This window comes from Comamonas sp. 14P8.1.4 (assembly GCF_057799285.1).
On sequence record NZ_JBYOKN010000014.1, the window covers coordinates 22653 to 35531 of the forward strand.

General features: G+C 62.8%; 9 protein-coding genes and 1 tRNA gene. 6 read left to right on the forward strand and 4 right to left on the reverse strand.

Annotated elements, in window-relative coordinates; all coding sequences use genetic code 11:
* The first annotated feature begins 75 nt into the window (after window positions 1-75).
* A tRNA-Pro gene (locus AC27VO_RS15055) sits at window positions 76-152 on the forward strand.
* Between the two features lie 301 nt (window positions 153-453).
* Here the strand turns inward: AC27VO_RS15055 and AC27VO_RS15060 are convergent.
* From AC27VO_RS15060 to AC27VO_RS15070, 3 genes are all read right to left on the reverse strand, one after another.
* Complete coding sequence (locus AC27VO_RS15060; RefSeq protein WP_488667531.1) at window positions 454-2826, reverse strand: adenosylcobalamin-dependent ribonucleoside-diphosphate reductase; 2373 nt, start codon at window positions 2824-2826, stop codon at window positions 454-456.
* Window positions 2827-3318: 492 nt separating this feature from the next.
* Window positions 3319-4665: an amino-acid N-acetyltransferase gene (argA, locus tag AC27VO_RS15065; protein ID WP_488667532.1), complete on the reverse strand. Its 1347-nt coding sequence runs from the start codon at window positions 4663-4665 to the stop codon at window positions 3319-3321.
* Window positions 4666-4827: 162 nt separating this feature from the next.
* Window positions 4828-4953 (reverse strand): hypothetical protein, encoded by a 126-nt coding sequence (locus AC27VO_RS15070; protein ID WP_488667533.1) that lies wholly within the window; start codon window positions 4951-4953, stop codon window positions 4828-4830.
* Between the two features lie 449 nt (window positions 4954-5402).
* Between AC27VO_RS15070 and AC27VO_RS15075 the strand changes: the two genes are divergently transcribed.
* The 3 genes from AC27VO_RS15075 to AC27VO_RS15085 all read left to right on the forward strand — a co-directional run bounded on the left by AC27VO_RS15075 (window position 5403) and on the right by AC27VO_RS15085 (window position 8829).
* Window positions 5403-6284, forward strand: a complete 882-nt coding sequence (locus AC27VO_RS15075; RefSeq protein WP_488667534.1) for a putative selenate ABC transporter substrate-binding protein — start codon at window positions 5403-5405, stop codon at window positions 6282-6284.
* A gap of 155 nt (window positions 6285-6439) precedes the next feature.
* Window positions 6440-7255 carry a phosphonate ABC transporter ATP-binding protein gene (locus tag AC27VO_RS15080; RefSeq protein ID WP_488667535.1) on the forward strand — a complete coding sequence of 272 codons (816 nt, stop codon included), beginning with the start codon at window positions 6440-6442 and terminating at the stop codon, window positions 7253-7255.
* Entirely contained in the window at window positions 7255-8829 is a 1575-nt protein-coding gene (locus tag AC27VO_RS15085) for a PhnE/PtxC family ABC transporter permease (protein WP_488667536.1), read from the forward strand. Before AC27VO_RS15080 ends, AC27VO_RS15085 begins: the two co-directional genes overlap by 1 nt.
* Before the next feature lie 56 nt (window positions 8830-8885).
* Here the strand turns inward: AC27VO_RS15085 and AC27VO_RS15090 are convergent, their stop codons facing one another.
* Window positions 8886-9842: an alpha/beta fold hydrolase gene (locus AC27VO_RS15090; protein WP_488667537.1), complete on the reverse strand. Its 957-nt coding sequence runs from the start codon at window positions 9840-9842 to the stop codon at window positions 8886-8888.
* Between the two features lie 307 nt (window positions 9843-10149).
* Between AC27VO_RS15090 and AC27VO_RS15095 the strand changes: the two genes are divergently transcribed.
* Window positions 10150-10650: a MarR family winged helix-turn-helix transcriptional regulator gene (locus tag AC27VO_RS15095; RefSeq protein ID WP_488667538.1), complete on the forward strand. Its 501-nt coding sequence runs from the start codon at window positions 10150-10152 to the stop codon at window positions 10648-10650.
* Complete coding sequence (locus tag AC27VO_RS15100) at window positions 10647-12797, forward strand: FUSC family protein (RefSeq protein ID WP_488667539.1); 2151 nt, start codon at window positions 10647-10649, stop codon at window positions 12795-12797. The genes AC27VO_RS15095 and AC27VO_RS15100 overlap by 4 nt, the downstream gene beginning before the upstream one ends.
* Window positions 12798-12879: the final 82 nt, after the last annotated feature.

The following is a 12879-nucleotide window of genomic DNA, read 5'->3' on the forward strand; positions in this document are numbered from 1 at the left end:
CATGGTGCATGCGAGAGTGCTTAAGCTGCGACTATCAATTTTTGATAGCAAAAATCGGTTATACTACGTCCTGTTCGGAGCGTAGCGCAGCCTGGTAGCGCATCTGCTTTGGGAGCAGAGGGTCGCGAGTTCGAATCCCGCCGCTCCGACCAAAAGATTGAAGGACTAGATCGAAAGATCTAGTCCTTTTGTCGTTGGTGCTCCGCTAATTCTTGTGGAAGCATATTGAGTTAGTGGTGTGAGGGCTGTGGCCAGCAACAGTCTGTTGCTGGCTGCGCTGAAAGCCAGAGCGGGCGATGGCCGGCGCGAATGCATGACTCGGTCGCCCAGCATGCATTGAGGACAGCACGCACCATCAGCATGGCGCAGATCCCATAAAAAAAGCCAGCGGCTTATGGCGCGCTGGCTTTTTTATGGCTGCTCAGCTTTTGATAGCTGTCAGCGTAGGCAGGATCAGCCGCAAGCGCCGATATGGCCGCAAGAGGTGCAGAAGGAGCAACCGTCTTTCTTGATCACGGCATGGGCGCCGCAGTCAGGGCACTTTTTGCCGCTCATGGTCTGGCTGCTTACGGGTGCAGGTGCTGGGGCTGCCGATGTGGCGGGGGCAGGTTGTGCTTCGCCACGGTTGGCGATGATGGCCTGGATGGCGTAGGCCAGCAGGGCCACTTCGCTGTCGTGCCACAGGGGGATGCGAGTGCCGTCTTCCTTGTCCATCCAGCCGTAGCGGATGGGGCCGCGGTCCCACGCAACTTTGCGCAGGTCTTCCAGGGCTTTTTCCAGGAAGCCGCCGCGCGCTGCCAATGACAGCGAACGCATAGTGGCGGTGATCCATTGCTGGCTTTCGCCGGTCTGGCCCACGGGCATGAAGAACTCGATGGGGCGCTCCACACCGTCCACGTTCATGAAGCTCACCACCAGGTACAGGCGGCGTGCACCGTCGTGCGTGAAGTACTCAATCTTGTCGACCACAGCGTTCAGCGGGCCTTCAGGGCGGCGCTCCACTGCGGTGGCAATGCTGCTGTTGTGGCTGGTGGTGGGCTTGGGTGCTTCGGCCGGCTTGGGGGCATCTACCGACAGCACGGCACCCAGGGTGTCGTTGGGGCGGTAGGTGGCGCAGCCCTTGAGGCCAGCTTTCCAGCTTTCCATGTAGAGGTTCTTGAAGTCCTCAAATGGATAGTCGGCAGGGATGTTCACCGTCTTGGAGATGGCGGTGTCGATGTAAGGCTGCACCACACGCATCATGGCCACGTGCTCGGCGGCGGTCATCTCCAGGGCGCTGACGAAGTAGTCAGGCAGCGCGGCATCTTCACCGTGCATGGCCTTGAACAGGCGGTAGGCGTGGTCTTCCACCGTGTAGTAGGCGTTGCCACCGTCGGCGGTGCGCTTTTTGCGGTTGTAGGTCCACGAGAAAGGTGGCTCGATGCCGTTGGAGGCGTTGTCCGCGAAAGCCAGCGACACGGTGCCTGTGGGGGCAATCGACAGCAGGTGGCTGTTGCGAATGCCGTGCTTGCGGATTTCAGCGCGCACCGACTCGGGCAGGCGCTGGGTGAAGCCGCTTTGCAGGTACTTGTCTGCATCAAACAGCGGGAAGGCACCCTTTTCCTTGGCCAGCTCGACCGAGGCCAGGTAGGCGGCGTCGCGCATGTGGCGGGCAATTTCTTCGCCCTGTGCCACTCCGGCTTCGCTGCTGTACTTCAGACCCAGCATGATCAGGGCGTCGCCCAGGCCGGTAAAGCCCACGCCAATGCGGCGCTTTTGCTGCGATTCCTTGTGCTGCTCGGGCAGGGGCCAGACGGTGGCGTCCAGCACGTTGTCCAGCATGCGCACTTGGATGGCCACGGCGGCACGGAAGGCATCCGCATCAAAGTGGGCATCGGCCGCAAAGGGGTTGCGCACAAACTTGGTCAGGATGATGGGGCCCAGGTCGCAGCAACCGTAGGGAGGTAGAGGCTGCTCGCCGCAGGGGTTGGTGGCGGCAATGGTTTCTGCGTAGTACAGGTTGTTGTCGGTATTGATGTTGTCAATGAACAAGATACCGGGTTCTGCGAAGTCGTAGGCCGACTTCATGATGGCATTCCACAGCTCACGCGCGGTGGTGGTGCGGTACACCCATTTGCCATCAGCGCGCTGGAAGGCGCCGCCGTCCAGTTGCACATCGGAAGGGGTAGCTACGTGCACCAACTCCCAGCTGCCATCGGCTTCCACGGCTTGCATGAAGTCGCTGGTCACGCCCACGGAGACGTTGAAGTTGTTCCAGCGGCCTTTTTGGCGCTTGGCGGTGATGAAGTCAAGCACATCGGGGTGGTCGATGCGCATGACGCCCATCTGTGCACCACGACGGGCGCCCGCTGACTCCACGGTGGTGCACGATGCATCAAACACGTCGATGAACGAGCAGGGGCCGGAAGCGTAGGAGTTGGTGCCCTTGACCTTGGCGCCCTTGGGGCGCAGGTTGGAGAAGTCATAGCCCACACCACCGCCGCGGCGCATGGTTTCAGCGGCTTGCGACAGGGCGGTATAGATGCCAGGGTTGCCGTTTTCATCAAACCCGTTGGTGGCGTCGGCCACGGGTTGCACAAAGCAGTTGATCAGCGTGGCCTTGGTGTCCAGGCCAGCGGCTGCCATGATGCGGCCCGCGCCAATGGCGCCGGCTTGCATGTTCTGGAAAAACTTCTCTGCCCACTCGGCGCGCAGCTCTGGCTTTTCCTGGTCGGCCAGAGCGCTGGAGACGCGGCGGAACAGATCTTCAGCGGTTTGTTCGCCGGCGGCCAGGTATTTTTCAGCCAAGACATCCTGGCTGATCGGTTGAGTGTTCAAAGAAGTCATTGCGTCTTTGTGAGATGAAGTGTGAGAAAAAATGGTCGTGCAAGTACAAGCAAGACGCATGCACAAGCACGTTACAAATATCGGGAGCCGGGTGTTCGTGTGAGCGCCCGGAAAATGCAGTTTGATTGCCCTGTGGATCCCTCCAATGCGCCAGGGCGAAGGCCCTAGTGTCCCCTAAATTTAGCCTTTTTTGTGGCTCTAAACACAATAGGTAGTGTTTATCACAAGGTCATAGCGCTACAGTGGACAGTCTAGTGTAGGAGGGGGTGGCGCAGCCTCAGGGCTTGCGCGAGGTCTGCATTTTAACCTTGCAAAACCATCAAAAAGGATAGCGATAGCCTTTTTGCGGGCTGTCCAATCCATTGAATTCATTCGTGAAAAACGGGTCAAAAAAAATGACCCGTCTGTGTGATGAATTGCAACGCAGTGGGGCAAAGGTTTGCAGTGGCAGCCTGCATGCGTTAGAAGCAGCGCGCCGCAGACCTGGCCGAATCAGAGGTGCTTGACCAGCACCTGGCTCTTGCGGTCCCAGTTGTATTTGGCTTTGCGGGCCTCGGGCAGCCATTCGGGGCTGACGGGCTGGAAACCGCGCTTGATGAACCAGTGCATGGTGCGCGTGGTTAGCACGAACAGGCTGCTCAAGCCCTGGTCGCGCGCGCGCTGCTCAATGCGTTTGAGCAGTTTTTCACCATCGCCTGTGCCCTGTGCTTTGGGCGAGACGGTCACGGCAGCCATTTCGCCGGTTCGGGCTTCAGGGTAGGGGTGCAGGGCGGCGCAGCCGAAAATCACCCCATCGTGCTCAATCACGGTGTAGCTGTGAATGTCGCGTTCGATTTCGGTGCGGTCGCGCTTGACTAGGGTGCCGTCGTTTTCAAACGGCTCAATCAGCTGGATGATGCCGCCGACATCGTCAATCGTGGCCTCGCGCAGCTCTTCGAGCTTTTCGTCGATCACCATGGTGCCAATGCCGTCGTGCACATAAATTTCCAGCAGCAGTGCGCCATCGACGGCAAACGGCAGGATGTGGCTGCGCTCCACGCCATGCTCGCAGGCACGCACGCAGTGCTGCAGGTAAAAGCCGGTGTCGGTGGGCTCTTGCGGCGGTGGCAGCTGGGCCAGCAGCTTGCGCGCCTGGGCCAGGGGCAGCTCGGTGTCGATGGGATTGTCTTCGCCTTCGGGCTCTTGCGGGCGGGTGCGCACGCCGGGCACTTCGGTCAGGAAGATGAGCTTGTCGGCCTTCAGTTCGCTGGCCACGCGGGTGGCTACTTCTTCCATGCTCAGGTTGAAGGCCTCGCCGGTGGGCGAGAAGCCAAACGGCGACAGCAGCACCATGGCCTCGGAGTTCAGGGCGCGCTGAATGCCATCGACATCAACCTTGCGCACCAGGCCGGAGTGCATGAAATCCACGCCGTTGACGATGCCCACGGGGCGGGCTGTCAAAAAGTTGCCTGACATCACGCGCACACGTGCACCGGCCATGGGAGTGTTGGGCAGGCCTTGGCTGAAGGCGGCTTCAATTTCATAACGCAGCTGGCCTGCAGCTTCCTGGGCGCAGTCCAGGGCCACGCTGTCGGTGATGCGCACGCCGTTGTAGTACGCGGGCTCTTGGCCTTTGAGGCGCAGTTGCTCGTTCACTTGGGGGCGAAAACCGTGCACCAGCACAATCTTCACGCCCATGGCTTGAATCAGTGCCAGGTCCTGCACGATGCCTTGCAGCTTGCCGGCGGCGATGGCCTCGCCCGTGATGCCCACCACAAAGGTTTGGTGTCGGAACTTGTGGATGTAAGGGGCCACGGACCGGAACCAGGGAACAAAGGTGAAGTTGAAAACAGTGGACATGGACGTGCTGGCTGCAAAGGGACAAAAGGCTTGCCATTCCTTCGGGAATGCAAGCCAGTGCGAAGTGTAGCGGCGCGCATGGCGGCTGCGGTGCTTTTTGTGCCAATGCACAACTCGCCAACAGCGAAGGCGTGGCGGCGGCGTGTGTGGGGAGGGCGCTGCCTAGCGGCGGATGACCCACATGGCCATGCTGGTGGCAAAGCCTGCAATGCCGGCCAGCAGCAGCAAGGGGCTGCCGTAGTACAGCACCGCGTGCAGTACGTCGTGGAGGGTGGCGTTGTCGAACATCGCGTGCTCCTTTCTGGCAAATGGGGTAGCCCCATGCATTCAAGCTACGCGGCTTGCACGCCGGGGTACGTAGGCCAAAGGCGCAATCGGTGTGCGGGGCTTCCCCAGGCGGCGCGGTGGCAAGGTGCAGGAACGTATGCACAGTGCTTTAAAAATAAGAGCTAATTGCGAAGGTATGGTAAGCGTTCATTGTTGATTTGCGTGTGCGTGCAAGGCTTGCTGCGCGCCATCAGCTTCTTAATACATAGCGCGCAATGTGCCAGAGAAGTGGCGCATTGCAGGGCATGCCCCTGTGGTTAATGGCCCGCAGGCTGCGCTGGCGGGTGGCGCGAGTGCGAGAATGCCAGCCCAGCGGTCAGTCGTACCGCCCTTATCCCATGCCCCGTGGGGGCTGTTAATTAAGCTGCCGAGTGCTCCGTCCGGCGGTGGATTTTTGAATCGGAAACTTCATGACTACATCTTTTGCACGCCGCTTGGCGATCAAGCAGGCGTTGCTCGCCGTGGCCGCCACTTCCACACTGGCAGCGTTCCCCGCTTCGGCAGCTGACAAGGTGCTGCGCGTTTCGGCCATTCCGGACGAAGCCCCCACCGAGCTGCAGCGCAAGTTCAAGCCCCTGGGCGAGTACCTGTCCAAAGAAACCGGCATGAAAGTCGTGTTCACCCCCGTGAGCGACTACGCCGCCGTGGTCGAATCGCTGGCCACCGGCAAGCTGGACATGGCCTGGCTGGGCGGCTTTACCTATGTGCAAGCCAAGATTCGCACCAAGGGCACAGCCAACCCCATCGTGCAGCGCGCAGAAGATGCGGTGTTCACCTCGCGCTTTGTCACGGCCGATCCAGCCATCAAGTCGCTGGAAGACCTGAAGGGCAAGACGTTTGCCTTTGGCGCTCCCTCGTCCACCTCGGGTTCGCTGATGCCCCGCTACTTCATCCAGCAAGCCGGCATCAACCCAGAAAAAGACTTCAAGAACGTGGCGTACTCTGGCGCGCACGACGCCACCGTGGCCTTTGTGGCCGCTGGTAAGGCCGATGCCGGTGTGCTGAACACCTCCGTGTGGGACAAGCTGGTCGAGACCAAGAAGGTCGACCCTGCCAAGGTGCGTGTGTTCTACACCACGCCTGAGTACTTCGACTACAACTGGACAGTGCGCGGCGACCTGGACCCCGCCATCACACAAAAGCTGACCGATGCTTTCCTGAAGCTCGATGCCTCCAAGCCTGAGCACAAGGCCATCATGGACTTGCAGCGCGCCTCCAAGTTCATCGCTTCCAAGCCCGAGAACTACGTGGGCATTGAAGAAGCCGCCAAGGCTGCGGGCCTGCTGAAGTAAGCCCGGCTGCTGCTGCGCTGCCCCGTGCAGCGCGGCGGTACTGCGCCCGCCCGCCGTGCAAGCGGCGGTGGGGTGCAGTTTTGATATTCGGTGCCAAATTGCCTTTTTGCGCAATGGCATCAAGCGCTAACAGCTATGGTTAGCGGAGCATCTTTATGAGCTTTTCTCTGCAAGGCCTGGGCCTGACCCATGCCAACGGTTTCGTGGCGCTGTCGGGCATCACGCTGCAGGCGCAGCAAGGCGAGAGCATTGCCTTGATCGGCCCCTCGGGCGCGGGCAAAACCACGCTGCTCAACACCATTGGCACGGCCTACACCCCGACATCGGGCAGCCTGACCGTGCTGGGCCAACAGCCCGGCAGCCGCGCACAGGCCTTGCGCCAGCTGCGCGCGCGCATTGGCACCGTGCACCAGGCGGCGCCCATTCCGGCGCGCCAGCGCGTGGTGACCGCCGTACTGGCAGGCAAGCTGGGGCAGTGGCCTGCATGGAAGGCGCTGGCTTCGCTGGTCTACCCGCAAGACATGGCGGGTGCACGCCAGGCCCTGGAGCGAGTGCACCTGGCCGACAAACTGTTTGTGCGCTGCGACCAGCTCTCTGGCGGCCAGCTGCAGCGTGTTGGCATTGCCCGCGTGCTCTACCAGGAAGCACAACTGATTTTGGCGGACGAGCCAGTTTCTGCCCTTGACCCCACCTTGGCGCTGGAGACGGTGCAACTGCTGGTGCGTGAAGCCAAGGCGCGCAACGCCACGCTGGTGGCCAGCCTGCACGCGGTAGAGCTGGCACGCAGCTGCTTTGACCGCCTGATTGGTATTCGCGATGGACGCATCGCTTTTGATGCACCTTCCAGCGCCGTGACCGATGCCCAGTTGCAAGCGCTGTACGCCTCGGCTGCAACAGGCAGTGCTGCGCAGCAAGCGCTGAGCGGTGCGCCTGCCGATGCGCAGGCGCTACCAACCCACGGGTGCTGCTGATGGCCAGCGCCGTGACGGATATCGAACACCGCACCTTGCGTGACCCGGCAGGGCCGCGCCGTTTGTGGGCGCTGGTGATTGCCCTGGTGGTGCTGTGGCCGCTGTGGCAAGGTGCGGGCGTGCAGCCCGGGGCCTTGTGGGATGCCGAGAACCTGCATGTGATCGGTGGCTTTCTGGCCGGTTTTCTGCCGCCCGAGACCAGCGCCGAGTTTGGCGGCTACCTCTGGCAAGCCACGCTGGAGACGCTGGCCATCGCCACCATGGGCCTGCTGCTGGCCTTTGTGCTGGCCGTGCCTTTGTCGTACCTGGCCACCAGCGCGGTGCGCGAACGCGCCAGCCAAAACCCTGTCGCACGGGTGGTGCTGACCATTTTGCGGGGTGTGCCTGAGCTGGTCTGGGCCCTGGTGTTTGTGCGCGTGTTTGGCCTGGGGCCTGCCGCCGGGGTGTTGGCCCTGGGGCTGACCTATGGCGGCATGCTGGGCAAGGTCTACGCCGAAATTCTGGAAAGCGAGGACGGTGCGCCTGCACGCGCCTTGCTGCGCACGGGCAGCCCACGGGCCATTGCCATGCTCTATGGCTTGCTGCCGCTGGCTTCGAAGGAGCTGGTGTCCTATACCGTCTATCGCTGGGAGTGCGCTATTCGCGCCTCGGTGGTGATGGGGTTTGTGGGTGCGGGTGGGCTGGGCCAGTTGATGGACCAGGCCATGAAAATGCTCAACGGCGGTGAAGCTTGCTCCATCTTGTTGGTGTTCATGGTGCTGGTGCTGCTGGCCGATGCGCTGTCCAACTGGCTGCGCCGCGCGCTGGATGTGCCGCCCGCCGCGCGCACCAGCGCATGGGGCTGGCGCAGCGCACTCGTGTGTGTCGCCCTGCTGGCGGGCGTGGTGGCCAGCTGGCAGTTGCTGGACATGGACCTGTGGGCGCTGTTCACGGGTGAAGCGGCCTCGGCCATGGGCGACTTCATCACCGGCTTTTTCCCGCCCGATACCAGCGCTGCATGGCTGTGGACGGTGCTGGTGGGCATTGGTGAGACGCTGGCGATTTCGGTGATCGGCACCCTGCTGGCTGCGGTGGCAGGCATGGTCTTGGCCTTGCCGAGCTTTCGCGCCCCCTGGAATGTGCTGCTGAACGTGTTGCGCTCGGTGCCAGAGCTGGTATGGGCCACCATCACCGCGCTGGCCGTGGGCTTGGGGCCGTTTGCCGGTGCGCTGGCGCTGGCACTGCACACGGCAGGCGTGCTGGGCCGTCTGTATGCTGAGGCGCTGGAGAACGCGCCCAAAGCCCCCGCCCAGGCGCTGCGCCGCGCGGGCAGCTCCCGCATGCTGGCTTTTTGCTACGGAACCTTGCCTGGCGCGGCCCCGCAGCTGCTGGCCTATACGCTGTACCGCTGGGAGATGAATATCCGCATGGCGGCCATTCTGGGCTTTGTGGGTGCGGGCGGGCTGGGGCAGTTGCTGTACTTCAAGCTCTCACTGTTTCACTATGCCGAGGCCAGTACGGTGATCATCGCCATGCTGCTGCTGTCCATTGCCGTGGACCAAGCCAGCGCCTGGGTGCGCCGCGCCATGCGCTAGGCCCCGCACTCGCCACTTCTCACTCGTTGTGGCCCCCCTGCGCAGCAGGGGCTGCGTTAAGCCGGGGCGCTGCCGGCAGTCTGTGCGCGGGCCAACTCGGCCTGGCGCAGGTGCGGCACGATCAGCCGCAGCAACTCGGGCGTGACCAAGGTGTCGATCTGGTGGCGCATGCCCACCACAGTGCGCAGCTGGGCTCCTGCGATGGAGCGCGCTGTGGTGGCACCACCGCTGGGGTGCACGATGCGGTCTTTGTCCCCGTGGATCACCAGCGTAGGCGTTTGGATCTGGTAGAGGTCTGCACTGCGGTCGCCCGAGCGCACGATGGCGGTGATCTGTCGCTCATAGCCTTGCCGGGCCTGCTCGGGCGTGGTGCGCTGCCAGGCTTGGACCATGTACTGGCGCCACACCGCTTCAATACCCGGCACCTTGGGGTTGCCGATGTGGCGCATCATGCGCACATAGTTGTCCTGTGCGGCCTCCACGGTGGTCGCCGGGCGGCTGAGCAGCATGCGCAGCAAGGTAGAGCCCGCAGCTTGCCCCACGCGCGGATTGCCGGTGGTGGAAAAAATGGAGGTGAGCGAGCGCACCTTGTCCGGCCACTGCGCCGCCAGGTTCTGCGCAATCATGCCGCCCATGGACATACCCAGCACGTGCGCCTGTGCAATGCCCAGGGCATCCAGCAACTGGGCCACGTCGTCAGCCATGTCTTCGATGCCGTAGTGCCCAGGCGGCACCCAGCGCAGCAGCAAACGCCAACGCGGCGGCGGCAACTGCGTCATATGGCTGGAGCGGCCTATGTCACGGTTGTCCGGGGTAATGACATAAAAACCTGCCTGCACCAGCCCTTCAATCAACACCATGGGCCAGGACACCAGTTGCAGCCCCAGTCCGGCAATCAGCACGATGGCCGGGTGCTCAGGCTGGCCATAGCTGCGGTAGCACATGCGCAAGCCATTGGGCAGATCGGCAAACTGGTCTTCGGCCAAAGTGGCCTGCGAGAGAGGGTGAAGCATGGCGGGGTGCAATCGCTGACGAAGGAGACCCGATTGTGCAGGCTGGTGCGTGACTGGCGGTGACTGTGAAGGCAGTAGTCAAAAAACGGGCGGTTTGCGGCAGGGGCTGGGGTGTGAAGTGTTTAGGTGAAAATAGGGTATTAGCCCAATGTTTGCAAGCGCTGTGCGCTATGAAAAACTACAAGCCGTGCATGCGTGCATCTGCCTTGTGGGCATTGGCAGGGCCGCAGGTGCGAATAGCGGTGCTGGTTTTAAAATGATTTGAATTACAAACTATTTGAATCATCAAAGAATAATGAATGCTCCCATGCCCCCGACGGCTGCCTCTGCGCAGCCTTTTTTGAGCGCTCCCGGTGCGGCGCCAACCCCTTTCTTTGGCCATCTGCTGATGGGGGTGAGCCGCAGCTGGCGCCAGGTGCTGGAGCTGCAGCTGGCCGGGCTGGGCCTGACGGATGCCACCTGGGTGCCGCTGTTTCACCTGCATGCTGCAGCTGGGCCATTGACGCTCAAGCAGTTAGCGCAGCGCGTGGGGCTGGACAGCTCCACCCTCGTGCGGGTGGTAGATCTGCTCGAGCAGCGCGGCTGGGCGGTGCGTGCCACCGATGTGCACGATCGCCGCAGCAAATCGCTGAGCTTGACCGACGAAGGCCTACATGTGGTGGCCGATGTGCGCGCCAAACTGCACCAGGTGGAGAGTCAGTTGCTCGAAGGCATGGATGCGTCCACCGTGGAGGCGCTGCGCCAGGGCATGCAGCAGCTGCATGAGCGACTGATTTCGATCCAGGCACAAGACAAGGCCAGCGCATGAATTCCGCAGTTTCCTCATCCGTTGTCTGGTGGCAGCGTGCTGGCAAGGCACTGGGTTTTCACGTGCCCATGCTGGCCTTTGCCCTGCGCACGGCGCTGGCCGCTTTTGCGGCGCTGGCCATCGCCAAGGCCATTGGCTTGGAGCACCCGCACTGGGCGGCCATGTCGGCCTGGGCCTGCAGCCAGCCCATGCGTGAGCATTTGCTCTCACGCAGTATTTACCGCTTCGGCGGCTCAGTGGTTGGTGTGATCTATGCCGTGGCCCTGGTGCTGGTGGTGCAGGATTCGCTGTGGGTGCTGGCCATTGGCCTGGCGCTGTGGGGCGCCATTTGCGCCTTTCTGGGTAATTTGCAGCGGGGCTATATGGTCTATGGTTGCATGTTGGCCGGTTACTCGGCGGCCATGGTGGTGCTGTTGCACCACGGCCCGGCTGCCACCATCTGGCCCTTTGCTTGGGACCGCATGTTCACCGTGATTACCGGGGTGCTGGCTGCGCTGTGCATTTCCTGGTGTTTTGCGCCACGGCGCAAGACGGCCGTGCTGGTGGCACAAAGCCGCAATGCGCTGGCGGGCGTGCTGCAGGCCACTTCGGCCCAGCTGCGCAAGCAGCCGATGCCCCAGGGGCCAGACTACGCGCAGCTGCTGAGCCGACTGGCGGAGGTGGAGGAACTGCTGGAGCTGTACCCCGAGGGTTCACGCACCGCCCGCAACACCTCCAAGGCCATGCATTGGCAGCAGCACTATGCGCTGGAGCTGGTCTACCACCTGGGCCAGATCCAGCTGCAGTCCCAGGCAGCGGCCCACAGTGCCGAGCCCATCTGGACCTTTGCCGCCCTGGACGAAACCCAGCCCTGGGCGCAACAGGCCGCGTTGGCCGATGCGCTGGATGCACTGATTCAAGCCCTGCAAGCCGCAGAGCCCTCAGCGCACCACAGCCCGGTGGCGCTGCACCAAGCGCTGCGTCTGGCCATCACCGCTTGTGAAAATACGGTGGCCCACATTCAGGCCGCAGGCAAACAGGTGCAGCCGGGCTTGAACGCCTTGTACCTGCTGCTGCAGGAAATGCGCCGCGGCCTGCGTGCCGAAGAGCTGGACCTGAACCGAGGCCGCCACGCAGGCATGACCGATCGCCGCCTGGACCCCTTGCCGCTGCACCGAGACTGGGTGGGCGCCAAAGAGGCCGCAGTGCGCGCTGGCGGCACACTGCTGGTGGTGGGCGTGGTCTGGGCCTGGACCGAGGCCAGCATCGTCGGCTTTGCCATGCTGGGCCTGGCCACCATGCTGCTGGTGTTCTCAGCCTTCGAGAGCCCCAGCCGCACCATGGGCTTTGTGCTGCGCGGCCAGATCATCGGCGCCTGTTTGGCGTTGCTGTGCCAGACGCTGGTGTGGCCGTGGGCCCAGTCCAGCTGGCAGATGGTGTGGATGGTGCTGCCATTTGCCATGATTGCGGGCCTGGTGTTTGCCCACAAACGCACGGCCGCAGGTGCGATGGACACCAACATGGCCATGTTCATCTTGTTGGCCCCCGTCTTTCCCAATACCGCCGATTTTGGTCAGCACCTGAGCTATGCACTGGCTGTGGTGTGTGGCCCCGCACTGGCCTGGTTGATGTACCGCAGCATTTACCCCACCAATGCCCAGCGCCGCATGCAGACGCTGGCCCGCATGATGACCGAGGAGGTGCCCGCGCTGGCGCACCGCCTGCTGGACGAAGGCAAGCCCTCTCTGTGGTCGGTGCTGCCGGGCAACACCGGCAACCAATGGCAGGCACAGCTGCACCACCGTCTGTTACGCCTGGTGCGCTGGGCCGATAAAACCCAGCTGCCCGAGCGTGACAAGCTGCCGCGCATGGGCCTGTCGCTGCGGGTCATGCAAACGGCCATGCTGCAGTTGCAGCAGTGGCGCCGCGACACCATCTTGGCAACACCCGCACTGCGCCGCACCGAGCGGCTGGCCGAAGTGGCCTTGCACCGTACGGCGCAGTGGGGCGAAGCCTTGCCGCACAGCGCTGCCAGCGACAAGGCACAGGCCGCGTGGCAGGCATTGGCCCAGCAGGCCAGCTTGCCCGCGGTGCTGGCCGCCCAGGCGCAGCGCATCGCGCAGCGTGACATTGGCGTGCTGGATGGGGTGCGCCAGGCACTGCGCTAGGCCGTCATGTGCGCTCGTCAAAAAGCCCAGTGGTGGTGCCACTGGGCTTTTTGTTTTTACAGAAGGCAATCCACCCGGCAGC